The sequence below is a fragment of the Oceanisphaera psychrotolerans genome (assembly GCF_001870485.1).
Taxonomy (GTDB): domain Bacteria; phylum Pseudomonadota; class Gammaproteobacteria; order Enterobacterales; family Aeromonadaceae; genus Oceanimonas; species Oceanimonas psychrotolerans.
In genome coordinates, this window is sequence record NZ_MDKE01000033.1 from 26,399 (window position 1) to 51,494 (window position 25,096).

At 57.9% G+C, this 25,096-nt stretch carries 19 protein-coding genes, 1 other RNA gene and 2 pseudogenes; 5 read left to right on the plus strand and 17 right to left on the minus strand.

What is annotated here, in order from left to right; all coding sequences use genetic code 11:
• Positions 1-14 precede the first annotated feature (14 nt).
• Both ssrA and BFR47_RS11665 read left to right on the plus strand, forming a co-directional pair.
• Positions 15-374: a transfer-messenger RNA gene (gene ssrA, locus BFR47_RS11660) on the plus strand.
• A gap of 329 nt (positions 375-703) precedes the next feature.
• Positions 704-1,594 (plus strand): restriction endonuclease, encoded by an 891-nt coding sequence (locus BFR47_RS11665; protein WP_071473394.1) that lies wholly within the window; start codon positions 704-706, stop codon positions 1,592-1,594.
• A gap of 276 nt (positions 1,595-1,870) precedes the next feature.
• On the opposite strand, the gene BFR47_RS11670 is transcribed toward BFR47_RS11665, so the two are convergent.
• From BFR47_RS11670 to purU, 7 genes are read right to left on the minus strand one after another with little or no spacing between them, the layout of a single operon-like run.
• Complete coding sequence (locus BFR47_RS11670) at positions 1,871-2,548, minus strand: aminomethyltransferase family protein (protein WP_217645539.1); 678 nt, start codon at positions 2,546-2,548, stop codon at positions 1,871-1,873.
• Entirely contained in the window at positions 2,548-5,115 is a 2,568-nt protein-coding gene (locus BFR47_RS11675; protein ID WP_245748918.1) for an FAD-dependent oxidoreductase, read from the minus strand. Before BFR47_RS11675 ends, BFR47_RS11670 begins: the two co-directional genes overlap by 1 nt.
• Positions 5,067-5,462 carry a (2Fe-2S)-binding protein gene (locus tag BFR47_RS18700; protein WP_245748907.1) on the minus strand — a complete coding sequence of 132 codons (396 nt, stop codon included), beginning with the start codon at positions 5,460-5,462 and terminating at the stop codon, positions 5,067-5,069. The genes BFR47_RS11675 and BFR47_RS18700 overlap by 49 nt, the downstream gene beginning before the upstream one ends.
• A complete protein-coding gene (locus BFR47_RS11680; RefSeq protein WP_071473234.1) occupies positions 5,459-5,779 on the minus strand; it encodes a sarcosine oxidase subunit delta in 321 nt (106 codons plus the stop codon). The genes BFR47_RS18700 and BFR47_RS11680 overlap by 4 nt, the downstream gene beginning before the upstream one ends.
• 27 nt (positions 5,780-5,806) lie before the next feature.
• Complete coding sequence (locus BFR47_RS11685; protein ID WP_071473235.1) at positions 5,807-7,054, minus strand: FAD-dependent oxidoreductase; 1,248 nt, start codon at positions 7,052-7,054, stop codon at positions 5,807-5,809.
• Between the two features lie 14 nt (positions 7,055-7,068).
• Positions 7,069-7,962 (minus strand): bifunctional methylenetetrahydrofolate dehydrogenase/methenyltetrahydrofolate cyclohydrolase FolD, encoded by an 894-nt coding sequence (gene folD / locus BFR47_RS11690; protein ID WP_071473236.1) that lies wholly within the window; start codon positions 7,960-7,962, stop codon positions 7,069-7,071.
• A 10-nt stretch (positions 7,963-7,972) separates the two neighbouring features.
• A complete protein-coding gene (gene purU, locus BFR47_RS11695; RefSeq protein ID WP_071473237.1) occupies positions 7,973-8,845 on the minus strand; it encodes a formyltetrahydrofolate deformylase in 873 nt (290 codons plus the stop codon).
• Positions 8,846-9,310: 465 nt separating this feature from the next.
• Between purU and BFR47_RS11700 the strand changes: the two genes are divergently transcribed.
• Positions 9,311-10,072 (plus strand): IclR family transcriptional regulator, encoded by a 762-nt coding sequence (locus BFR47_RS11700; RefSeq protein ID WP_071473238.1) that lies wholly within the window; start codon positions 9,311-9,313, stop codon positions 10,070-10,072.
• 109 nt (positions 10,073-10,181) lie between these two features.
• Here the strand turns inward: BFR47_RS11700 and BFR47_RS11705 are convergent, their stop codons facing one another.
• The 3 genes from BFR47_RS11705 to BFR47_RS18710 form a co-directional block, all read right to left on the minus strand.
• Positions 10,182-10,679, minus strand: coding sequence for a hypothetical protein (locus BFR47_RS11705; RefSeq protein WP_217645541.1), 498 nt, complete (start codon positions 10,677-10,679; stop codon positions 10,182-10,184).
• Between the two features lie 189 nt (positions 10,680-10,868).
• Positions 10,869-12,392 carry a putative bifunctional diguanylate cyclase/phosphodiesterase gene (locus BFR47_RS18705; protein WP_245748908.1) on the minus strand — a complete coding sequence of 508 codons (1,524 nt, stop codon included), beginning with the start codon at positions 12,390-12,392 and terminating at the stop codon, positions 10,869-10,871.
• Entirely contained in the window at positions 12,290-13,528 is a 1,239-nt protein-coding gene (locus BFR47_RS18710; RefSeq protein WP_245748909.1) for a PAS domain S-box protein, read from the minus strand. The genes BFR47_RS18705 and BFR47_RS18710 overlap by 103 nt, the downstream gene beginning before the upstream one ends.
• A gap of 366 nt (positions 13,529-13,894) precedes the next feature.
• Between BFR47_RS18710 and BFR47_RS11715 the strand changes: the two genes are divergently transcribed.
• Positions 13,895-14,500: a Yip1 family protein gene (locus BFR47_RS11715; RefSeq protein ID WP_071473239.1), complete on the plus strand. Its 606-nt coding sequence runs from the start codon at positions 13,895-13,897 to the stop codon at positions 14,498-14,500.
• Positions 14,501-14,560: 60 nt separating this feature from the next.
• On the opposite strand, the pseudogene purF reads toward BFR47_RS11715, so the two are convergent.
• From purF to lrp, 7 genes and pseudogenes are all read right to left on the minus strand, one after another.
• Positions 14,561-16,080 (minus strand): annotated as a pseudogene (gene purF / locus BFR47_RS11720) (amidophosphoribosyltransferase).
• Between the two features lie 20 nt (positions 16,081-16,100).
• Positions 16,101-16,589 (minus strand): CvpA family protein, encoded by a 489-nt coding sequence (locus tag BFR47_RS11725; protein WP_071473397.1) that lies wholly within the window; start codon positions 16,587-16,589, stop codon positions 16,101-16,103.
• Positions 16,590-16,761: 172 nt separating this feature from the next.
• A complete protein-coding gene (serS, locus tag BFR47_RS11730; RefSeq protein WP_071473240.1) occupies positions 16,762-18,060 on the minus strand; it encodes a serine--tRNA ligase in 1,299 nt (432 codons plus the stop codon).
• Positions 18,061-18,156: 96 nt separating this feature from the next.
• A complete protein-coding gene (locus tag BFR47_RS11735) occupies positions 18,157-19,482 on the minus strand; it encodes a replication-associated recombination protein A (protein ID WP_071473241.1) in 1,326 nt (441 codons plus the stop codon).
• 63 nt (positions 19,483-19,545) lie between these two features.
• A pseudogene (gene lolA / locus BFR47_RS11740) lies at positions 19,546-20,153 on the minus strand (outer membrane lipoprotein periplasmic chaperone LolA).
• Positions 20,154-20,155: 2 nt separating this feature from the next.
• Positions 20,156-22,741, minus strand: coding sequence for a DNA translocase FtsK (locus BFR47_RS11745; RefSeq protein WP_071473243.1), 2,586 nt, complete (start codon positions 22,739-22,741; stop codon positions 20,156-20,158).
• 171 nt (positions 22,742-22,912) lie between these two features.
• Positions 22,913-23,416 (minus strand): leucine-responsive transcriptional regulator Lrp, encoded by a 504-nt coding sequence (gene lrp, locus BFR47_RS11750; protein ID WP_239552505.1) that lies wholly within the window; start codon positions 23,414-23,416, stop codon positions 22,913-22,915.
• Between the two features lie 655 nt (positions 23,417-24,071).
• Between lrp and trxB the strand changes: the two genes are divergently transcribed.
• The gene (gene trxB / locus BFR47_RS11755; protein ID WP_071473244.1) at positions 24,072-25,025 is read left to right on the plus strand and encodes a thioredoxin-disulfide reductase; all 954 of its coding nucleotides are present in this window, start codon (positions 24,072-24,074) and stop codon (positions 25,023-25,025) included.
• The last annotated feature ends 71 nt before the right edge of the window (positions 25,026-25,096 follow it).

The window sequence follows — 25,096 nt, forward strand, 5'->3', positions numbered from 1 at the left end:
TCATAAACTTACTTGGGGCTGATTCTGGATTCGACGAGATTCTCGAACTCCTAGGTGCATGCCGAGGTGCGATAGGCCTCGTAAAAAAATCGCAAAAAAATAGTCGCAAACGACGAAAACTACGCACTAGCAGCTTAATAACCTGGTAGAGCCCTTCTGCCCTAGCTTGTCTGTGACTTAGGGAATTGGAAGGTCATACTTCACAGAATCGCGTGGAAATCGAGCCTGACGGTGGAAGCGTTAAAACTAATTTAGGCTAGTCATTCTGTGGCGTGTCTGTCCGCAGCAGGTGGCGAATTCAATGACTGACTAAGCATGTAGTACCGACGACGTAGGTATTTCGGACGCGGGTTCAAATCCCGCCAGCTCCACCAATCGATTGGAAAGGCCCCGCAAGGGGCCTTTTTGTTGGGTAATCAACAGATTACGTTACGTTAGCAAAACCTGAATTACTGCAAAAAATCCCTTAACTGTCACCCCTGTGCAACGACAGAAGTGCTAAGCCTCACACTATACTCTACTGTATCTCCTTCGGTTTTCCATCACTGGCATGTTGTCGTCTGGAACTCTTCAGTGATAGTCCTCAGTATCCTCTGATGCTTATACCTAAATGAAACCACCTCAATATAAGTTCCAGTGCCAGGTAGCAGCTATCCACCAACCTGCTACACTGGGTTTCAATTGATTACTACAGAGTATGGATATGGCAAGGAAACGCCGTCAGTCCGCCGCTGAGGATATGATCGATATCGCAGCAAAACTGCCCTACTGGGTCAGTCTTATCCTGGCACTCATCAGCTATCTGGTTCTTCACCATTATGCCGACCGCCCCTTTCAGTTAGAAAATGTGCCTGGCTCCAATGTGCCTGCCAATCTGACCGGATTAATGCTCCACCCACTGCTGTCGGCAATGCAGTATCTGATACCCATGATCTTCGTCTTTGGTGCGGGAGTCTCGGCTCTTAAGGCGTTTAGAGGGCGTAACTTGGCTCAGAAGTATGTTTCCACCTCCATTCACCAGACAAGAACCAGAGCAACAACCAAACCAACCGATGATATGAGCTGGCAACAGTTTGAACTGCTGGTAGGACAAGCGTTCCGGCAGCAAGGTTATCGAGTCATAGATGGTGGAGAGGAAGGCGCTGACGGTGGTGTAGATGTTCACCTGAAAAAAGATGGACAGACCTTCTTCGTCCAGTGCAAGCACTGGAAGGCGAAGAGCGTGGGTGTTTCCGTGGTGCGTGAACTGTATGGTGTTATCGCTGGCGCTGGAGTAGAAGGAGGCTTTGTAGTCACTTCCGGGAACTTTACCGAAGAGGCCGAGGCGTTTGCCAGAGATAAACGCATCAGCCTACTCGATGGTAAAGCACTGGATGATATGCTGCTTCACGCGAAAATATCTCTGGCAGAAGGCGCACTGAAGGCTTCCCAGCATACCGCGAAAGTCCCGCCATCCACGACAACCCCAGTAGTAAGATGTCCTAGCTGTTCATCCTCCATGGTGAAGCGTAAGGCCCGTCGCGGTGCCAATGCAGGCCAGGAGTTCTGGGGGTGCTCTCAGTTTCCCAAATGCCGAGGAATACGCTCAATTTAGAGACATCATCTCCCTGCCACACCTCATTGCAAAAAGCACCGGTGATACCGTGGCCAAGATATGCCTGAGTGATCGATGCCGTAATCCAATGCCTCTATAATCTGTTGCTTGTCCTTCAGATCTAGCTGAGGTGTTCCATAACGAGCGGTGGTCAGCCCCTCATCTGTAGTGTTCCACAAAAAGTAACCACGCTTTTAGCGCTTTCCCAGAACATTGATGTAGATGAAATGCCCGCGCCTGAAGACAGACACGGGCCGTTTCAATCTTGTCTGGTGCTTATTCAACCAGGGCGGATATTCCTATGGCCTTGCCGCCAAACTCGCCCATGGCATCCATCAGGCAGTCCCACAGGTACTCTGCGGCGGCGCTGTCGCAGAGGATGGAAAAGCAGGGAATCCCCTTGAGCTGATGATGGATCACGATAACATTGATGCGTGCAGCCGAGGTCTGCGCGATGGCCCCCTGGGGGAAGCCATGTTCGCGCAGATCGACGCCACACACTTTAGCCATGATCTCGGGCAGGTGTGCACCGGTCAGCATCAGCCAGGCATGGCTGTCCTGACAAAACAGCGAATAACAGTTGTCGGCAGGCAGGGTGCATTGATCCAGGGTATCGATACTGGCGCCCTTGTCCTGCAGGGAGCCCAGCACCCAAAACTCTTTTTGACTCAGCCTCAGCACCAGCTCACCGTTCTCGGTGGTGCTGGCCAGGTTGGGCTTGATGGGCACCGGCAGCTGAAGCGCTTCGAGGTGCATCACCGCCTTGGTGCCACGAAAACCGCGGCGGGACAGTACCGACAAATCCAGCAAGCCGGCGCGTTCGGCCTGCTTGCGGTCGCTGAGCACATCAAGGGCAATGGCGCCGCCCGCGACAGGGCTGAAGGTGGCGCCGGTCATTTTACGGTAAACAAAACTGCGCTTGTTCAATGCTTCCGGGGTGGTCGAGGTCATCATCACAGCTCCTGACGTTTGTTTTCTGGGTCGAAGAAGGGCAGTGCCACCACTTCGGCGTGGACAAGCTCGCCACCATCCACGCGGATCGGGAAGCGTCCGCCAACAGTGCCCTGATCCGCACCGACGTAGGCCAGGCCGACGATCGCATCCACGGAGGCAGAGAACTCGCAGGAGGTCACGTTACCGCTGATGTCGGCTCCGTTCAGTACCAGGTGCCCTTCTTCCGGCTTGCGGGTACCCCGAGGCAGCCTGAAGCCGACCAGTTTGCGGGTCTGTGGCTGCGCCATCAGAATATCCACCGAACGGCGGCCAACGAAGAAGGGTTTCTTGCGGTTTACCGCCCAATCCAGTGACAGTTCACCCGGGTGGCTCATGCCATCGGTGTCCTGACTGACGATGATATGGCCTTTTTCCAGGCGCAGCAGGCGCTGGGTTTCAACACCGAACGGGCGGATATCGAATTCCTTGCCGGCTTCCATCAGCGCATCCCACAGCGCCTCGCCCTGACTGGAGGGCACATGGATCTCGTAGCCCAGCTCGCCGACAAAGCCCACCCGCAGAAGACGCGCCGGGATAGAGGCAACACGGCCTTCGCGGTAGGCCAGGTACGGGAAGCCTTCCGGACTCAAGTCGATATCTGTGGTCAGCTTTTCCAGTACCTTGCGGGCGTCGGGGCCGGCCAGGTTGACCGCGGCAAATGCCGAGGTGACGTTGGCAATATCCAGATCCAGGCGCCACTGGGCATTCCACTTCATCATCTCGCGATAGACCCGCTCCACACCACCGGTGGTGGCGGTCACATAGAAGTGATTTTCTGCGATGCGACAGGCGACGCCATCATCAATCACCACGCCCTGTTCGTTGGTCAGCACCGCATAGCGGGTCTTGCCGACCGGCTGCTTGAGGAAGGCAAAGGTGTAAATCCGGTTCATGAACTCGGCGGCATCCGGGCCGCGCAGCTCTATGCCGCCCAGGGTGCTGACGTCAATCAGGCCCACCTTGTTGCGGACCTGGCTCGCTTCTGCCTGAATGCAGGCATCACGGGCCTCGGCCTGACCATAAAACGCCGGTCGTTGCCAGTTGCCTGCCGGTATCATTTTCGCGCCCAGCTCGATATGGCAATGATGCATGGCAGTACGGCGGTAGGGGTCGAAGATCCTGCCGGCCACATGGGCCAGCTTTTCGGGCGAGAAGGGGGGCCGGGCCGTGGTCACACCGGTTTCGGTCACGGTACGGCCGGTGGCATCCGCCACCAGGCGCGCCGTCGGCAATGCCGAGTGACGGCCCTGAGAGGGGCCCATGCCCACGGTGGAGAAACGCTTGACCAGCTGTACGTCACGGTAACCCAGGCGGGTGGCATTCACGATATCCCTGACTTGCAGGTCTTCGTCAAAATCCACGAAATCCTTGCCCTTGGGGTGGGTGAAGATCGGCCAGTCAAAGTTTACCTTGCGTTTGCAGTCCACGGTCGGCACAGAGGCGTTTTCCGTCATCCCCAGCGCCTGTAGTGATTCAATGGCCGCACGCTCGCCATCCGCCAGTACCGCCTGCAGATCATGGATGCCATTGACGGAGCCGGCGATGCGCAGGATCTTGGGCAGCTTGCTCAGGGTGAACTCGGCGGCACTATCGTCGTAACGCAGCTGGCCACCGGCCTGGCAGAGCAACTGGTAGACCGGCATGTAACCGGCCGACATGCAGACCAGATCACAGGCGATGGTGTTGCGGTCGCTGGCAACGATGCCACGACTGACGATGCGGCGCACATCCACGGCCCGCACATGCTTGTTACCCCTGGTCGGGATGGCTTCATACACGGTGTGGCCATGCATGATCTCGATGCCACAGGCCTGAACCGCCGTCGCCAGTGACGCATCCTCCGGCGCCGCGCGCATATCGACCACGGCGGCCACCTCGACGCCCTGCTGATTCAGCTCCAGTGCGGTCAGGTAGCCGTCGTCATTACCGGTCAGTACCACGGCCCGTTTGCCCGGCTTCACCGCGTAGAGCTTCATCAGGCGGGTGGCAGCACTGCCCATCATCACGCCCGGCAGATCGTTGTTGCGGAACACCACATGCTGTTCGAAGGAACCGGAAGCCACGATACATTCCTTGGCGCGCACCTTGTACATGCGCTTGCCCTGGATCACCGGCAGGTAGTTGTCGGCAAACCAGCCGTTACAGGCGGCACCGACCAGTACTTTGATATTGTTGTGGGCGGCTACCCTGGCCAGCAGCTCGGCACGCAGCTCATCGGCCTGCCGGCCTGCGGCATCGAAGCGGTGGTAGGTCAGGGCGCCGCCCAGCAGCGGCTGCTCTTCGACCAGCAATACCGACGCACCGCCATCGGCCGCCTTCAGGGCCGCGCTCAGGCCCGCGGGTCCGGCGCCCACCACCACCACATCGTGGAACAGGTAGGCCTTGTCGTAGTATTCCGGCTTGAAATCGAGATCCAGCACCCCGAGCCCGGCCTTCTTGCGGATGGTCGGTTCCCAGATCTTCCAGGTGTCCCTGTTCTTCAGCAGCGGCGCCTTGTAGAAGGAGCGGTAGTAGAAACCCACCGGCATAAAGCGGGAGAAATGTCCCAGCACCGCATCCCGATCGTTATCCAGCGAGCCGTTGTAATTCTGGCCGAACACCCGGGCGCCTCTGTCGCCGGCTCCCGGTCGGCCAGTACGTTCGGCTCCTTGTCCAGCTGGATCAGGGTATTGGCGTCCTGTCCGGCCATGGTCAGCGGACCCCGCGGACGATGATACTTGAACGAGCGCGACAGCAGCCAGCGACCGTTGCCTGCCAGCGCACTGGCGATGGAATCACCGGCAAAGCCGCTGTAATCCTTACCTTCAAAGCTGAAGCTGACACGCTTGTTGCGGTCAATCAGCAGGCCCATGGGGGCATCAAGACGATGGTTCATGCTGTCGCCTCCTTCGGCGCCGCAGCGGGTTCCTCGGCAAAGGAAAAGTCCACGCGCTGGTTGAATATCTCGGACGGATCGTAGGTTTTCAGGATGTCGTCGGTCACCGTATGACGCTCGGCGATAAACCAGTAACCGGACGGTGCGTGCAGCCACCATTCGGTGACCACCCCGGCCTTGTTGTCGGAATAGAAGACGTAGTCGGCCCACTCGCGATCGCTGCAGGTGAGCGGGTCCGGCATTTCGCGAACTTCGCCACCGTGCACGAACTCACTGATATTGCGGGGTCCGTTCAGCGGACAGTGCATTATTTTCATTGTGCTGCTCCTCGCCTGATAGCTGAATTAGTGGCTGGCCGCCGTAGCGCCCATCTCGTTGACCTGACGGAAGACATCGAACCTGTCCATGGCGAACGGCGCGATCAGCGCCGGCACCTTGCCGCCACTGGCCACCAGTTCGGCCATGGTTTTGCCGCAGATCGGCGTGGCCTTGAAGCCCCAGGTGCCCCAGCCCGCATCCAGGTAGTAGTTCTCGACCGGGCTCAGGCCCATGATGGGGCTGTAGTCGGAGGTCATGTCCGTGATACCGGCCCACTGGCGCATCAGGCGCAGGTTGGCCATAAACGGAAACATCTCGATGGCGTGGGCCAGCAGGCTTTCCTTCAGCTCCAGGGTGGAACGGGTGTTGTACAGCGGGTAAGGATCCGAGCCGCCGCCGAAGACGATTTCGCCCCGGCTGGTCTGCTGCACATAGCAGTGCAGCGCCGAAGAGCTGACCAGCGGATCCAGGAACGGCTTGACCGGCTGGGTGACCATGGCCTGCAACGGATAGGTGGTGATCGGCATACGGAAACCGGCCTTGGCCGCCATCAGCGAGCTGTGACCGGCCACCGCCTGAATGGCGCAGCCACACTGGATGGTGCCGCGATTGGTTTTCACCCCGGTGACCCGGCCCTTTTCGACGATGATATCGGTCACTTCGGTCAGCTGGTGCAGCTCAACGCCGCGCTGGGTCGCGCCCTTGGCGTAGCCCCAGGCCACCGCATCGTGACGGGCGGTGGCGCCGTCCATGTGCCAGAGGCCGGCCAGCACCGGCATGTGAGCCGGATTCATGTTCAGGGTCGGGACCAGCTCCCTGATTTCCTGGGGGCCGATAAGCTCGGTGCGACCACCGAAATGCTTGTTGACCTCGGCGCGCTGGCGGAAGGCCCGCACGGTGGCATCGGTATGCGCCAGGGTCAGCTGGCCCCGCTCGGTATACATGATGTTGAAGTCGAACTCGTTGGAGAGCTCCTTGAACAGCTTTACCGATTCGCTGTAAAACCTGACACCTTCGGAGGTCAGGTAGTTGGAGCGGATAACCGCGGTGTTACGCGCCGTATTTCCCCCCCCAAGGTAGCCTTTTTCCAGCACGGCGACATTGGTGATACCGTGATATTTGGCCAGGTAGTATGCGGTCGCAACCCCATGGCCACCGGCGCCGATAATAACGACGTCGTAGCTTGACTTCAGCTCGGATGGCACCGGCAGGTCGGCGTCCTGCTCGAACGGATAGTCGTTCTTCAGACCGTACTTTAATAGTGAGAAAGGCATGGGCCCTCCGGGGATCAGGACTGACCGACTGCAACAGCCGGTTGGATGTCAGACAGCTGCTTGCGCGCGGCTGTCACCGTATTTTTCATCAGGCAGGCGATGGTCATGGGACCCACCCCGCCCGGCACCGGGGTAATGGCACCGGCGACAGGTGCAACATCGACAAAGTCGACATCCCCGACCAGCTTGCGCTTGCCGTCCCGCTCGATGGCGTTGATGCCTACGTCAATCACGGTGGCGCCCGGCTTGATCCAGTCGGCCTTGACCAGCTCGGGCCGGCCGACCGCGGCCACCAGAATATCGGCGTCGCGACAAACGGCGGCGATATCCCGGGTGCGGGAGTGGGCGATGGTGACCGTACAGCTGGCCTGCAGCAGCAGGGCGGCCATCGGCTTGCCGACAATGTTGGAGCGCCCGATCACCACCGCATGCTTGCCGCTCAGGTTACCGTGCGCCTGTTGCAGCATGATCATGCAACCCAGCGGCGTGCAGGGAACCAGCCCCGGCTGCGCCGCGGCCAGGGCACCGACGTTGAGCGGATGGAAACCATCCACATCCTTGTCGGGATTAATGGCGGCGATAATATCGTCTTCATCCAGATGATCCGGCAGCGGCAACTGGACCAGGATGCCGTGCACCTTGGGATCATGGTTCAGACTGTCCACCAGGGCGTTCAGGGTGGCCTGGGAGGTGTCGGCGGGCAGGCGGTGCTCGATGGAGCGAATACCGGCTTCGCCCGCCTGACGCACCTTGTTGCGTACGTATACCTGGCTGGCCGGATCGTCCCCCACCAGGACCACGGCCAGGCCGAGCGTTACGCCCAGCTCTGCCTTCAGCGCCGCCACGTCGGCGGCGACCTGCTGCAGCACCTCCGCAGACAACTGCTTACCGTTGATGATGTGACCCATGTCTGCCCCCTTACTTGAAAATGACGGTCTTGTTGCCGTCGAGGAAGACACGATGCTCGATATGCAGCTTGACGGCACGCGCCAGGGCGACCGTTTCGGTATCCCGGCCGACCGCGACCAGGGCGTCGGCGGAATAGGTGTGATCCACCGGCTGCACGGACTGCTCTATGATGGGGCCTTCATCCAGATCGGCAGTCACATAGTGCGCGGTGGCGCCGATCAGCTTGACGCCGCGGTCATGAGCCTGGTGGTAGGGTTTGGCGCCCTTGAAGCCCGGCAGGAAGGAGTGGTGGATATTGATGGCGCGTCCGCTGAGCTGGGCACAGAGGTTGTCGGACAGGATCTGCATGTAGCGGGCCAGTACCACCAGCTCGGTGCCGGTCTCTTCGATGACATCCAGTAATGCCAGCTCCTGTTCCCGCTTGTTTTCCTTGTTGACCGGCAGGTAGATAAAGCGGATGCCCTCGCGCTCCGCCATCGGGCGCAGGTCCAGATGGTTGGACACGATCGCGGTCACGTCCATATTCAGCTCGCCCTTGCGCAGGCGGTAGAGCAGGTCGTCCAGGCAGTGGTCGAACTTGCTCACCATGATCAGTACCTTGGTCGGGACGGCGACCGTGTGTATCTGCCATTCCATATCGAACCGCTCGGCAATGGTGTTGAACTCGCCCTGGATATCACTCAGCTGGCTTTTGCCGGATTCAATGTGACAGACCGCGCGCATAAAGAAGCTACCGGTGTCCTGATCGTCAAACTGGGACAGCTCGCTGATATAGCAGCCCCGCTCGGACAGGAAGGTGGTGACGGCAGCGACGATGCCGCTGCTGGCCTTGCAGGTGGTCTTGAGTACGAATTGATCTGCGGTTGAATGCTCGGCGCTCATGGTGATACCTCTCGGGAGTCTCAAAAATTATCAGCTCATAACTATTCATATATAAAATAAAAATCAATATATGAATATTCCTTGTCGCATGATGGTCGGTTTTCAGTGGTTTTATTTAAAGTATGATTATTTTTTCACTATGGCAATAACTAAAGCATTCATTTATAAATTTTCTTATTTTTGATTTTTATTTGAATATCAATATTCATATATGAATTTTTTAAATCTAAGGTAGCCGCTTTATCACGCGATGGACAAGCGAATGACGGAAGGTTTGTTTTGTTTATATATAAACTTTAAATTCATTCATGGATTATATTGTGATTGTGGGAGGGGATTCTTATGATGAGCAGCATCGGCACGGGAGCATGGCGCCGGCCGTAATCCATTGGTTATCTGTATCCATGTGGCGGGGCAGCCCGCTGCAACCAGCAGAACCGACAGGCAAACCAGAGAGCGTGATCCATGAGTGAGAAAGACTATACCGTCCCGGCCCTGCAAAAGGGCCTGAAAATACTGGAAATGTTCGGCAGTGATTGTCACCGGCTGACCCAGTCGGAAATGGCCGACGCCTTCGGGGTCTCGGCCACGTCGCTGTATCGCATCATCCAGACCCTGTCCAGCATGGGATATCTGAACAAGGTGGGCAAGAATACCTATGAGCTCGGCTCTCAGGTGGTTTCCCGGGGGTTCAGCTACCTGGCCAGCCGGGAGGTTGTCGAGATATGCGCGCCCTATATTACCCGTCTCAGGGACAGGACCTCGCTTTCCAGTCACCTGGCGATTCGTGAAGGGACCGATGTCATTTATGTGTTCAGGGCCCTCGCCTTGCAGCGCCTTTCTGTCAATGTGCCGGTCGGCACCCGTTTTCCCTGCCATACCACGGCGATTGGCCGGGCCCTGTTGATCGGCATGTCGCCCACCGAACTTGAAGAGTTGTACAAGGGACAGCGGCTGGATGGCTATCCCGAACCGGCCCCTCAGACGCTTCCCGATCTGATCGAGCTGTGCGCCCAGGAACGGGCCCAGGGCTGGAGCATACACTTTTCGGACTATTCCACGGCCATCGCCGTACCGATCCGCAATTACAGTGGCGAGGTGATCGCGGCCATCAATGTGTCCGGCTCCGATCCCATGATGAAGCGAGAGGGCGTCCAGGAGCGCTCCATCCGGGCCTTGCAGGACACGGCCAATGACATCATGAAACAGCTGGGCAGTGAAGGCTGATGCGCTCCGGCTCCCCCCTTTGTTGGGGCAGCCGGAACAGCCTGGCGCGACAAACAGGCCTCTTTCGAGGCCCTTGAACAACACATTCCCGTCGGCGGAGTCAACCGGCCTATTGGCTTCCGAGCGGAAAACGCACCAGAGGCCCGACAGGTTCCTGCTCGGGCGGCACATAGGCAGGCACCGGCTCACCGGCCGGGCCCAGGTGCCTGACCAGGCTGTAGATGGCCCGCAGATCCTCCTCCGTCATGTCGCGCAGAGCAAACCAGGGCATCGGCGGACGCAATTGCCGGGTTCTTGCCTGCTGCAGCCACTCGTCAACGGAAATACCCTGCATATAGAGGCGCAGATTGGTCGGATAAGTGGTGCCCCAGGCACCGTGCCAGCCAAGCTGGTCCCCCGTCAGCCACAACGGCTCCGGAACCTGGCCCCCGCTCTGGGCATAACCGGGGGTATGGCAGTCGTTGCAGCCGGCGATTCTTACCAGATACCGGCCTCGCTCAATCAAGGCTGCATCACCACTGTCTGCCCCCTCGGCCAATACATGCTCAACCGGAGGCAAGGTCAACAGAGCCGCCCCCAGCATCAAAGAGGAAAACCTGAACATCATTGCTCTCCCATCGGCGAACCACCCTGCCACGGACAACCGCATCCCCGGCCATCAGGGTATTCCACTCGATAAGCATAGCCCGGCCACTGGCTCGGGGCGCCCTCGGAGAAGCCGTCGCCGTCTTTTATTTCAGCCGTTAAAAAGGCCTCTTGCGAGGCCTTTGAAGACAGCACCTTTCTTGCCGGATATTCAGTGCACGGAAACCGACTTGAGTCGCTCGGTACCTGACAGCGACTTCGCCATGGCTTCCACCTGCTCGGCCGGCACAGGGCGGGCAAACAGATAACCTTGATAGAGCCGGCAGCCGTTGGTCTGCAGCAGCTTGCGCTGAGCTTCGGTTTCCACCCCTTCGGCAATGACTTCCAGATCCAGGCTGACGGCCATGGCGGTTATGGCCCGGATAATGGCCAGGCTGTTGGTATCATCGGGTAAACGCCGCACAAAAGACTGATCTATTTTCAGCTGGTCCAGGGGGAGTTGCTGCAGATAATGCAACGATGAATAACCGGTGCCAAAGTCATCGATGGAAAAACGAATACCGGACTCTTTAAGGAGCCGCATGCGGGCGATGGCCTGGGGCATATCGGTGATCAGCATCGATTCGGTCAATTCCAGCTTCAACCGCCTCGGGTTGGCACCGGTTAGCTGCAGCACCTTGAGTACCTCATCTACAAAACCCGGTTCATATAACTGGGTGGGACTGATATTCACCGATACATTCACATCCTGTAATTCCGGTCGCCCGGACCAGAGCGCCATCTGCTCGCAGGCGCGCAACAACACGACACGATCTATCCGGCTCATCAGCCCGGCGGCTTCGGCCACGGCAATAAAGTCTGCGGGAGCCAGTATCCCCCGGTGCGGGTGATGCCAGCGCACCAGTGCTTCCAACCCCATCATCTGGTTACCGTCGTTGAACTGCGGCTGAAAATACACACAGAATTCCCCTGCTTCCACCCCGCGAATAATGTCTTCTTCCAGCAACAGCCGCTGAGAGATGGCTTGTTGCATTTCCGGGTCGAAGAAGCGCAGTTGCCCCTTGCCGGCCGCTTTGGCCTCATACATGGCTAACTCGGCCTGCCGCAACAATTCCTCCGCCGGCTGGCTGTGTGCATCCAGGAGCACCAACCCCATGCTGGCACTGCTTCTCAGGCTGTGCTCTTCATACTGATAAGGTTTATCCAGCTGGTTCTGCAAGGTATGACAGAGCCGCTCGAGACGCGTCATCAGTTGGGCCTGCTGCTCGGACGATGCGCCGAGCAAAAACGCAAACTTGTCACTTCCCAGTCGAGCGACGGTGCTCTTCCCCCCCGCAATCTTGCGCAATCGTTTTGCCACTTGCAGCAATAATTTGTCACCGACAAAATTACCCCACAAATCATTGATATTCCTGAAATTATCAAGATCAAGGAAGATCAGCGCTCCCAGTTTCCCATTCTCTGCACTCTCCGACTGCGTCTGCCGGATCCGCTCGAGCAACAGGCGGCGATTGGGCAAGCCGGTCAACACATCATAAAACGCCAGATGATTGATTTTCTCGGCGGCTTTTTTCCGTTCGGTCATATCGGTTATCGCCGCCACATAATGACTGATCCGGCCGTGGCCATCCTTTACCGCGCTGATCGACAACCATTGCGGATAGCAATCACCGGACTTGCGCTTGTTGATGATTTCCCCCTGCCAGCGCCCCGCCGATGCAATACAGTGCCACATCTGCCGATAAAACGTGGCATCGTGCTTGCCAGAGCTGAGTATGGCTGGCGTATAGCCTTTACCTCGTCCTCGGTATAACCGGTGATCTCGCTAAAGGCGCGGTTTACCCGCAGTATCCTGTTATGTGCATCGGTCACCAGCATGGCCTGAGTACTTTCAAACGCCACGGCCGCAATACGCAGATCGGTTTCATTCTTGACCCGGGCACTGATATCGCGACTCAGGGTCACCACCGCCGGTTTGTCGAGATGCCGGCTTTCAAGTCTTTGCGCCACACATTCAAAGACGTGGCAACCATGCTCGGTGTTTAGCTCGTAAGTCAGAGTATTGACCGTTTTCTGCCTCAGGGTCTGGCGAACAAACGCCAGCAAGGCATCAGCCTGCTCCGGCGGAAAAATGTCCCGCACGGTATGCCCCTGGAGCCGATCGATCGCAACATGTGGCAAGCGAGCATCGTCAGCCATGACTTCAAGATAACGCCCGTCTTCATCAATAACACACATCAGATCCGGCAAGGCACGGGTAATGGCCATCAGCCGGGCCTGACTGTCGTGCAGCGCCTGCTGTTCCCGCAAGCGCTGTCTGGCATCCTTGAGAATAAAAACCAGCATCAGGGTCAGTGGCACCACCACCAGCAGAAACGGCCACGTCAGCGACAGGATATGCTGCCGCTGCTGGGGCTCGACGGCCAAAAATACCAGTCCCATCTTCGTGGCGTGCAAGAACAGCGTTACCGGCAACAGCGACCACAGGTTCAGCCGTATCCAGCCCCGCTGCCAGGCGTACCGCACGCCAAGGCCCAGAACCAGTGCCAGCACCATGCACAAGATGCCGATCATGGTACCGGGCCCGCTGAGCCAGAGCCGGAACCCACCGGCCATCAGCAGCGCCAGCCCTCCTGACAGCGGGCCACTGAACAAGCCGGCCACAAAAAGCACCGCATCGCGCACATCCAGCAGCACGCCTGGGCCAATAATTAAGGGCAACGACATACAGGCGATGGCGATGACACCAAACAAGATACCGGAAGTGAGTACCAGCAGCCGGGGATGCTGCTGCCCCCGGCGCACGTTGATGGTCAGCAGCCAGCCCGACGCAAGAATGAGAATGGCCTGTTCAATAATGGATATCAGCATGAATAATGTGGCAACGCATGATTAATGGGCGTGAGGGGAAAAGCGGAAGAAAACCATCGTTACCTGTCTGAGTCACGATGTGATGAACGGTGAGAGTGTAACAGAAGCGTTGTTCAATCCCCATACAAAGCTAATGGAGTCATCATGGCCGCCATGTTCTCCTTCGGCGCCATCGGCAGGGCCCGGAAAACGGCCCTGGCATCGCCATGCCCGGATATGACCCCGACCGCAAAACGGTGGTTTATACCGCGTCTGACTTGACGGCCCTCGGTCTCTGGCCAATAACTAGATAGAGGTAAATACGGCAAGTGCCGGTTTACTCTGGTTCGATCGCTTTGCGATAGGGATGTTTAAGGGGATAACGCTATGATTTTGAACCATATATGGGGTCTTTATGCGCACCCCAAAGAAGAATGGCATACCATAGATCACCACCACGAGAGCCTGAGCTACAGTCTGGTCCACCTGATGTTCATCGCCCTGATACCGGCATTATCCGCCTATGTTTCCGCCACCATGATCGGCTGGAATTTCGGCTCAACCACCAGTACAACCATCATGCTCACCACTCAAAGCGCCCTGATTATGTCGCTAGGCATGTACGTCACGCTTATTGCCGGCGTCTTTGCCCTTGCCTACCTGACCTTCTGGATGGCCAAAACCTTCGGTGCCAAACCCAACTTTACCCAGAGCATGGAACTGGCCGCCTATACCGCAACCCCTCTGTTCATGACGGGGCTGGCGCTATTTTATCCCGAGCCGATTTTCCTGATGATGGTCGGTCTGGCCGGGCTGACCTATTCGGTCTACCTGCTTTATTCCGGGGTTCCCATCATCATGCACATCCCCGAGGAGCGCGGTTTTATTTACGCGAGCTCGGTGGTGACCTGCGGCCTGGTGCTGCTGGTCTGTATCATGGCGGGCTCCGTCATCGTCTGGAGCTGGGGCTTTGGACCGATTTACACCAACTGACCGGCCCACGACCGCATTGAAAAAGGGGTCCGAAGACCCCTTTTTTGTGCCCGGTCACCGTTATGGCTGACCTTCGTTGTAGATTTCCAGATGACTGTTATCGATGGAGTCTTTCTGCTTGGCACTGTCGTTACGCAAGGCATTCAGCGCATCCAGATATTCCTGGTTCACATCCTGAGTAACATACTCGCCGGTGAATACCGAAGTTTCAAAGCGACGCAGCTCGGGGTTGAAATGACGAACCGCATCTTCCAGATCTTCCAGCTCCTGGAAAATCAGGCCATCGGCACCGATCAGCTGGCAGATTTCTTCCACTTCCCGGCCGTAGGCAATCAGCTCGTTGACGGAAGGCATATCGATACCATAGACGTTGGGGAACCGGATTTCGGGCGCGGCTGAGGCAAAATACACCTTCTTGGCGCCGGCTTCCCGGGCCATCTGGATGATCTGCTCGGAGGTCGTGCCGCGTACGATGGAATCATCCACCAGCAGTACATTCTTGCCGGCAAATTCCGACGGAATAGCGTTAAGCTTGCGGCGCACCGACTGCTTGCGCTGCTGCTGACCGGGCATGATGAAGGTACGGCCGATATAACGGTTCTTCACAAAACCCTGACGATAAGGCAGCTGCAGGTTGTGGGCAATTTCCAGCGCGATGTCACAGGACGTTTCGGGGATCGGGATCACCACGTCGATATCGAACTCTTCCCACTCCCGGGCAATTTTGGCCCCCAGCTTCTGACCCATGCGTACCCGGGCACCGTAGACCGAGACCTTGTCGATGAAGGAGTCGGGCCGTGCGAAATAGACATACTCGAAAATACAGGAGTGATGCTGCGGCTCAGCGGCGCATTGCTGGGTAAAGAGCTCACCCTGCCTGGTGATATAAACCGCTTCACCCGGAGCTACATCGCGGATCAGGGTGAAACCTACCGCATCCAGCGCCACGCTTTCGGACGCCACCATATATTCGGTACTGCCGTCTTCGCAGTCACGCTTGCCCAGCACCAAGGGGCGGATGCCGTTGGGATCGCGGAAAGCCAGCATGCCATGGCCGATAATGACCGCCACGGCTGCATAGGCACCCCGTACCTGTTCGTGCACCTTGCTGACGGCGGCAAATACATGGCCCGGCTCGAGGTGCAGGGTTTGCGTCTGCTGATCCAGCTCATGTGCCAGCACGTTCAGCAACACTTCGGAGTCGGAGCTGGTATTGATATGGCGACGGGCGACCCGGAACTGTTCTTCTTTCAGCTCGCGGGCATTGGTCAGGTTGCCGTTATGGGCCAGGGCAATACCGAACGGAGAATTCACGTAAAAGGCTGCGCCTGGGCCACGCTGCTGCTGCCGGCGGTGGGATAGCGCACATGGCCAATCCCCACGTTCCCGATCAGACGCTCCATATGACGCTCTTCAAACACGTCCCGTACCAGACCATTGGCCTTGCGCTGGCGGAAGGTATCCCCCGAAATGGTAACGATACCGGCCGCATCCTGACCTCTGTGTTGCAGTACCGTCAGGCTGTCATACAGCGCCTGATTTACCGGGGTCGTACCTTGAATACCGACAATCCCACACATGTCCTAATTTCCTCAATTCATTATGGCTTGGGGGGTAAAAAGCTGGATGAATTCTGCACCAGGCTGAAAAACCACTGGATCACGATACCAAACTCCGGAATCAACCGGGATTCACGCCACCACACACTCTGTGCGAAGGCCGTCATGGTATCGATAAATAACAACAGGGCCGCTACGATAAGCACGCCCCGCACTGCCCCGAAACAGACGCCCAGTACCCTGTCGGTACCAGAGAGTCCGGTTTTGGTCACCAGCTCACCGATAATGTAATTAATCAGGGCGCCCAGGATCAGGGTCAGGACAAACAGGATGGCAATGGCTGCGCCATTGCGGAATAACGGATCGGAGATCTCGAGATGAACGCTCAGGTCGGCGTAAAAACGACTGGCAACGAAGAAAGCGGCTAGCCAGGTAGCCAACGACATTGCCTCTTTCACAAATCCCCTGACCAGGCTGATGAGTGCAGAAAGGCCGATAATGCCGAGAATTACATAGTCTATCCAAACCATCATGTACTGCCGGGGACCTCTTGAATGCCGCGCATTCTACCAAAGGAGAGAGGTAAAAGGCGAAGGAAAAGCGGATAAATTTCATTCAATATCAAACTAATTTCCGTCGTGAAACGCCGTAAAAAACAAGCCGGGGCATGGGCCCCGGCTCATTTGGCTGATGACATCAGACTCAGCCGATATATTGCAGGCCGCCCATATAAGGCTGCAAAATCTCGGGCACCGCAATACGGCCGTCCGCCTGCTGATAGTTTTCCAGCACCGCCACCAGGGTACGGCCCACCGCCAGACCGGAGCCGTTGAGGGTGTGCAGCAGCTGGGGTTTGCCGTCTGCACCCCGTACCCGCGCCTGCATGCGGCGAGCCTGGAAATCGCCGCAGTTGGAGACAGAGGAAATCTCGCGGTAGGTGTTCTGGGCCGGCAGCCACACTTCCAGATCATAGGTCTTGGCGGCACCAAAGCCCATGTCGCCGGTACAGAGCGCCATCACCCGGTAGGGCAGTTTCAGGCCCTGCAGCACCTTCTCGGCGTGGCCGACCATTTCTTCCAGAGTGTCCCAGGACTGCTCCGGATGAACCAGCTGCACCATTTCCACCTTGTCGAACTGGTGCATGCGCACCAGACCGCGGGTATCCCGGCCATAAGAGCCCGCTTCGGAACGGAAGCAGGGCGTATGGGCGGTGAATTTCAGCGGCAGCTGGTTGGCATCGAAGATCTCGTCCCGACCGATGTTGGTCAGCGGCACCTCGGAGGTCGGGATCAGCGAGAAACGACGCATATTGCCGGCTTCGTCCCCTTCACCCTCGATGGCGGTGTGGAACAGGTCGGCGGAAAACTTGGGCAACTGACCGGTGCCGTACAGGCTGTCGCTGTTCACCAGATAAGGCACATAACATTCGGTATAGCCGTGCTCATTGGTGTGCAGATCCAGCATGTATTGCGCCAGGGCCCGGTGCATGCGGGCAATCTGCCCCTGCATGATCACGAAACGGGAGCCGGAAATCTTGACCGCGCCCTTGAAGTCCAGACCGGCCAGGGCTTCGCCCAGCGCTACATGATCCCGGGGTTCGAAGTCAAAGGTGGTGGGCTCGCCCCAGACGCGAACCTGCTGGTTATCATCTTCGTTTTTACCGACCGGCACCGATTCGTGGGGCAGATTGGGAATGGCGGCACAAAAGGCTTCAATCTCGTTCAGCAGCTGATCCAGCTCGACCTTGCAACCGTCCAGCTCGTCGTTGATGGTCGACACCGCCGCCTTCAGCGGGGCGATATCTTCACCATTGCGGGCCGCCTGGCCGATGGCCTTGGAACGGGCATTACGCTCGGCCTGCAGTTCCTGAGTACGGGATTGCAGAGACTTCCGCTTTTCTTCGAGGCTATTGAACAAGGCTGTGTCGAGCGTAAAACCACGGCTTGCCAGCCGCGCCGCCGTGTCGGCGATGTCGCCGCGCAGGTATTTGGAATCCAGCATGAGTTACCTTATTTGATGCTTGTACTGCGTGTCGCACGCAGGGTCGGAAGTCACTAAATCGAGGTCAAGTTTATCAGCTTAGCGGGGCGGGAGCAACTAGCCGCTGGCCTGCTCATCGAGACTTTTCAGGTAATCGAGTTTGGCCCTTACCTTCTGTTCGAAGCCCCGCTCGTTGGGCTGATAATAACGCCGTTCTGCCAGCGCCGTCGGCAGGTAGGTCTCACCGGCGGCATAGGCTCCCGGTTCGTTGTGGGCATACCGATACTCGGCGCCGTGGCCCAGTTCTTTCATCAGCCTGGTGGGGGCGTTGCGCAGATGCACCGGCACCTCATAATCGGGCAGCTCGCGGGCATCCTTGAGCGCCGCTTTCCAGGCGGTATAGAGGGAGTTGCTCTTGGGCGCACAGGCGAGGTAAACGATGGCCTGGGCAATGGCCCGTTCCCCTTCTGCCGGTCCGACCCGGGTAAAGCAGTCCCAGGCGGCCAGGGCGACTTCCATCGCTTTGGGGTCGGCCAGGCCCACATCTTCCGAGGCGATGGCCAGCAGCCGGCGGGCGATATAAAGCGGATCGCAGCCAGCACTGATCATGCGCGCATACCAGTACAGACCGGCGTCCGGGCTGGACCCCCGAATTGACTTGTGTACCGCCGAAATCAAATCGTAATAGAGATCGCCCTGGTTATCGAACCGGGCCAGCCGCTCGCCGGTCACTTCCGCCAGCAGCGCCTTGTCGATGCGGCGAACCTCTTCATGCGGCTCGGCCATGTCCGCCAGCAGTTCCAGGTAATTCAGCGCCTTGCGCCCATCGCCGTCCACCAGTTCGGCCAGCGCCCGCTGTACACCATCGGCCAACTCGATGCCCTGCCCGGCCAGCCCGCGTTCATCGCTCAGCGCCTGGGCTATCATCAGCTCGATTTCCGCCGACTCCAGCCGCTTGAGCAGATAGACCCGGGCCCGGGACAACAAGGCATTGTTCAGCTCGAAGGAGGGATTTTCGGTGGTGGCACCGATGAAGGTGACGGTGCCGTCCTCGATATGAGGCAGAAAGGCATCCTGCTGAGATTTGTTGAAGCGGTGCACTTCGTCCACAAACAGTATGGTGCGCCGCCCGGCCAGTTTGTGTTCCCGCGCCCGCTCGATGGCGGCACGGATCTCCTTGACCCCGGAGGTAACCGCCGATACCCGCTCGACCTGAGCATCGCAGTAATGGGCAATCAGCTCGGCCAGGGTGGTCTTGCCGGTGCCCGGCGGCCCCCACAGGATCATGGAATGACAATGCCCGGCTTCCAGCGCCCGACGCAGCGGCTTGCCCGGCCCCAGAATATGCGTCTGGCCCAGGTATTGCTCCAGCCGCTGGGGGCGCATCCGCGCCGCCAGTGGGCGAAAGTCGTCCTGTTCGAAGTCCAGACTCAGGGTACTCATGTCATTTCATCCCCATAAAACAAGCGGTAAGCTTTAAGCTGTCAGCTTAAAGCAGCTGCTCCCTCAGCGTTGGTCGTCGACCATCACCCGGCCGGGGGGGTGAAGGTAAAGGTGTCGGCACCGGAGGCGGGCTTGGTATTCACCTGCTTCAAAGTAAATTCACTGCGCTGACCGCCGGACTCGATCACCGTAAAACGCTGAATACGGTTGTTACGGTCGAAACGCAGGCTGAACTGACTGATCAGCTCGCCCGGATCCTTGCTGGTCACCACATAATCGGCGCCTTTGCGAGCCACATCATATTGCTGCCAGCGCCGACCGTCCGCCCCCGCAATCAGCAAAAAGGGCGTGTTCTGTATCGCCTGCTCCAGCGGGGCTATGCTGACCTGCTCCACGAAAGGATCGTACACCCAGACATCATTGCCATCGGACACGATCAGACTTTCGTCCGGCGATACCGTATGCCATCGAAACCGGTCGGGCCGGGCCAGCTGCATGGTGCCCTCGGCACTTTGCATCGGCGCCCCCTGCTCATCGAATACCTGTTGGCTGAACCGGGCAGAAAACCGGTCGAAGGATGCCAGCTTCTGCTGCAATTCGGCCCGGACATCGGCCAGCGCCACGGCACTGACCGACCACAGCAATACCCCTAAGGTTGCCAGTTTTTTCATGGTTACTCCCTGGCTGGCGGAGGTGCCAGCACTTCACGTTGACCGTTGCCGCCCGCCGGACTGACGATACCCTGAAACTCCATCTGTTCGATGATGCGGGCGGCCCTGTTGTAACCTATTTTGAACTTGCGTTGCACGCTGGAGGTAGAGCCACGACGCGTCTCTACGACAAAAGCCACCGCATGGTCGAACAGCTCGTCCAGCTCTTCAACGCCCCCTTCCGGCGCCTCACCGGGCAGCAGCCCCTCGGCACCCACATCGCCGCTCAGAATATCCTCGATATAATCGGGCTCGCCCCGCTCCTTCCAGGCCGCCACCACCCGGTGCACTTCATGGTCGTCCACAAAGGCGCCATGTACCCGGGTCGGGTTGCTGTCACCGGCCGGCAGGTAGAGCATATCGCCCATGCCCAGCAGCGACTCGGCCCCCTGCTGATCGAGAATGGTGCGCGAGTCGATTTTGCTCGACACCTGAAACGACATCCGGGTCGGAATGTTGGCCTTGATCAGGCCGGTGATCACGTCCACCGAAGGCCGCTGGGTCGCCAGGATCAGGTGAATGCCGGCCGCCCGTGCCTTCTGGGCTATACGCGCAATCAATTCTTCCACTTTCTTGCCGACGATCATCATCATGTCGGCAAATTCGTCGATCACCACCACAATATGGGGCAGCTTCTCCAGCGCCGGTGGATAGGTATCCATCGACTGGGTCGGTTGCCACAAGGGATCCCGCAGCGGCTCACCAGCGTCAATTGCATCCTGTATCTTGCTGTTGAAGCCCTTGAGGTTTCGAACTCCCATGGCCGACATCAGCTTGTAACGCCGTTCCATTTCGCCCACACACCAGCGCAGGGCATTGGCGGCCTCTTTCATGTCGGTAACCACTTCGGTCAGCAGGTGCGGAATGCCTTCATAGACCGACAGTTCCAGCATCTTGGGATCGATCATGATGAAACGCACTTCTTCCGGCGTGGCCTTGTACAGCATCGACAGTATCATGACGTTGACCCCCACCGACTTACCGGAGCCGGTGGTACCGGCCACCAGCACATGGGGCATCTTGGCCAGGTTGACGATCACCGGCTCACCGGCAATATCCTGACCCAGCACCAGCGTCAGCGGGTGCTCGCTGCGCGCAAAGGCCTCGCTGTCCATCACCTCGCGCAGATAGACGGTTTCGCGCCGGGTGTTGGGCAACTCCAGTCCCACATAGGGTTTTCCGGGGATCACTTCCACCACTCGTACGCTGATGGCAGACAGGGAACGGGCCAGGTCCCGGGCCAGGTTGGTGATTTTGCTGACCTTGACCCCGGGAGCCAGATCCAGTTCAAACCGGGTAATAACCGGCCCCGGATAAACCCCGACCACATTGGCCTGCACGTTGTAATCCGCCAGCTTGGCTTCCACCAGTCGGGCGATACGTTCAAGCTCGGCCTCGCTGACCATATGCTGACGGGGCTTGGGCGGATCCAGTAGCTCCACCGAAGGTAACGGAGACAGGTCGGTCCGCCGGGATGCGGCCGGCGATCGCGGCGGCGGTACCGGCTCGGATGCCGCCGGATCTTCCCCCTCATTCAGCCAGGGCAGATCCAGTTCATCGTCGTCATCATCCAGAGCCCAGCCGTTGGCTTCGGCGATGGTGGCCATGGCGGTATCGGGCTCAGGCTCGGCCACCGACCCCATCACCGGCTCTTTGCGTACCTGCTCCTTGCGTACCGGTGGCGTCTTTTTCTGCACCGGAGCGCGCGGCGCCGGTGACGCGGCAACCGGTGCCAGCAGAGGATCGTCCTGCTCCGGCTCCCACTCTGGCTCCATATCCGTTTCCGGCACGGCCGGACCATCGAGCCGTTCCTTGAACCGACGCCAGCCGACAAACCCCGCTTCGGAAGCCGCCGGCGATGCGGCTTCGGCAGGAGGCGTTACCGGCATCGTTGTGTCGACGGTACCCCGGCGGCGATGCGCCATGTCGGTTTGCCAGTCGAGCAGCCGTTGCGGTAGCTGGCCGAGCCAGCGCGGACCGTTCAGTACCATGGCGCCCAGACGCTCCACAATCAACAGCCAGGACCAGCCGGTAAAGAAGGTGACACCGGTGGCAAAGCCACACAACAACACCAGGGTGGTCCCCAGAGAGCCAAACATCGAGTTCAGGGCCGACGCCAGCATGTCGCCGATAAGGCCGCCGGAAGAAAAATAATAGATGTTGTCCACGTTCATGCTGGCCAGTGCCAGCAGGCTGAGCAGTAACATCAGAAAGCCGATAATGCGCAGGCTCAGGGTCAGATAACAGATATCGCTCAAGGCCCTCGGCCGCCACAGGGTCACCCAGCCGATCAGCACCATGAAAAATGGCAACAGATAGGCCGAAAAGCCGAACGCAAACAGCAGAATATCCGCCAGCCAGGCCCCCGCCGGTCCGGCAGCATTACGAATGTCCCCGCCCCATGCGGTTTGAGACCAACCCGGATCAGAGGGATGGTAAGAGACCAGCGATAACATCATGAAGATCGCCAGCAAGATAATGATGATCAATCCGGCCTCAAACAGACGCTGTAAACCAGACATGGGAGTAAACAGCTTTTTCTCCGCCAAACGCCCGCTCCTCGCTCATTTTTTTGTTGTGCCACACACCGAAAAGACTGCGACAGTAAAAGTCGTCAGCCATCAAACGACAAACGAGCGGCCGGGGCCGCTCGCAGAGTCAGGTTCCACATCCGTCCCCGCCCGGCATAAAAATACCAGAGCCGGGCAGATTAGCACAGTTTATCGGGTATTTATCACCAGACGATTACTCTGCTTCACTTCTTCCATCACCACATAGGTACGGGTGTCGTTTACCCCCGGCAGGCGCAACAGGGTTTCCCCCAGCAGCTTGCGGTAGGCAGACATGTCCGCTACCCGGGTCTTGAGCAAGTAGTCGAAATCACCGGATACCAGATGACATTCCTGGATTTCTTCCAGCTTCTGTACCGCATCGTTAAACTCGTCAAACACATCCGGTGTGCCGCGGTTGAGGGTAATTTCGACAAAAACCAGCAGTGAGGCATCCAGAAACTGGGGGTTGAGAATAGCGGTATAACCTTCGATATACCCCTGACGTTCCAGGCGGCGCACCCGCTCGAGGCAGGGCGTTGGGCTCAGGCCCACCCGTTTGGACAACTCCACGTTGGAAATACGGCCGTCTTGCTGCAGCTCATTGAGTATGTTGCGATCGATACGGTCGAGCTCTTTGGCCGGCCTGCTGTTCAAATCCAACACTTCATCCATCCTTTGACTCATTCTCGATACATTCCACTATTAATATTAAACCTGCATGGCACAAAACCATACTTTTGTCTTCTGTGCAATACACATATCAGCCTGATGATGAATTTTCAACCGGCGGCCGGTTACCGGCGGAGGCTGATGGGTGCCTGCAGGCTGCAACAGGCAAATAAAAAACCACAAAAATCGATTTATTATACATAAAGCACTTGCAGTACCTTAACACGGCAAATGCTAAACAGGTAGCAGATACGTTTGATAATTACATAAAAAAACCATGATTCTCGAATCTTTATGCCTCGTCATGGGTATTTTAACTGTCTGAATGCTCATGGCGCAATTTATCGCCTGAAGCAGCCGAAATCGCTTTTATGCTATAAATCGACCGATACTGCCGCTGAAAGCCTCAATAAACCAGGTTATTACCGGTTGTTTATCCGGCTCACCGGCAGACAGCCTCTCTGACAGGCCATGTGACCGTTATATTGCATAACTATTCGCCACGGCAAGCTATCGCTATTTTGTCATCACCACCAGCACAGGATTGGACACAAAGCCGATAGGAACAATCGTTTTGTTACACTTTATTCCCTCTGGTCTATCCCCTACAATCGAGACCACTTTATTGTCTGCCTATTTGCCAAGGTTGGAGAAACAAATGAGCCAAGCCAAACACGCCAAACTGCTTATTCTGGGTTCTGGCCCTGCAGGGTATACCGCCGCCGTTTACGCGGCCCGCGCCAACCTTAATCCGGTACTGGTCACCGGCATTCAGCAAGGTGGTCAGCTGACCACCACCACGGAAGTCGAAAACTGGCCGGGTGATGCCGAGGGACTGACCGGCCCGGCCCTGATGGAGCGCATGAAAGAACACGCCGAGCGCTTTGAAACCGAGATCCTGTTCGACCATATCAACAAGGTGGATCTGCAACAGCGTCCGTTTCGCCTCAAGGGCGACAGCGGCGAATACAGCTGTGATGCGCTGGTGATCGCCACCGGCGCCTCTGCCAAATACCTGGGCCTGCCTTCGGAAGAAGCCTATCAGGGCCGAGGCGTGTCAGCCTGCGCCACCTGCGACGGTTTTTTCTATCGCAACCAGAAAGTCGCCGTGGTCGGCGGTGGCAACACGGCGGTGGAAGAAGCACTCTATCTGTCCAATATCGCCGCCGAGGTACATCTGGTACACCGTCGCGAGCAGTTCCGCTCCGAGAAAATTCTGATCGACCGGCTGATGGACAAGGTGGAAAACGGCAATATCGTATTGCATACCAACCGTACTCTGGACGAAGTGCTGGGCGACGAAATGGGCGTGACCGGTGTTCGCCTGAAAGATACCCAGTCCGATGACACCGAACAGCTGGAACTGACCGGCATCTTCATCGCCATCGGGCATCAGCCCAACACCCAGATTTTCGAGGGTCAACTGGAGATGGAAAACGGCTACCTCAAGGTGCAGTCCGGCCTGCATGGCAACGCCACCCAGACCAGCATCGAAGGCGTGTTCGCCGCCGGTGACGTCATGGACCATGTGTACCGCCAGGCCATTACCTCCGCCGGTACCGGCTGCATGGCGGCGCTGGATGCCGAACGCTACCTCGACGGCCTGAAGTAAAGCCCCCTTTTAGCGGAAAGTGAAAAACGGCGCTGTTTGATACAGCGCCGTTTTTATTACTATCGTCAACC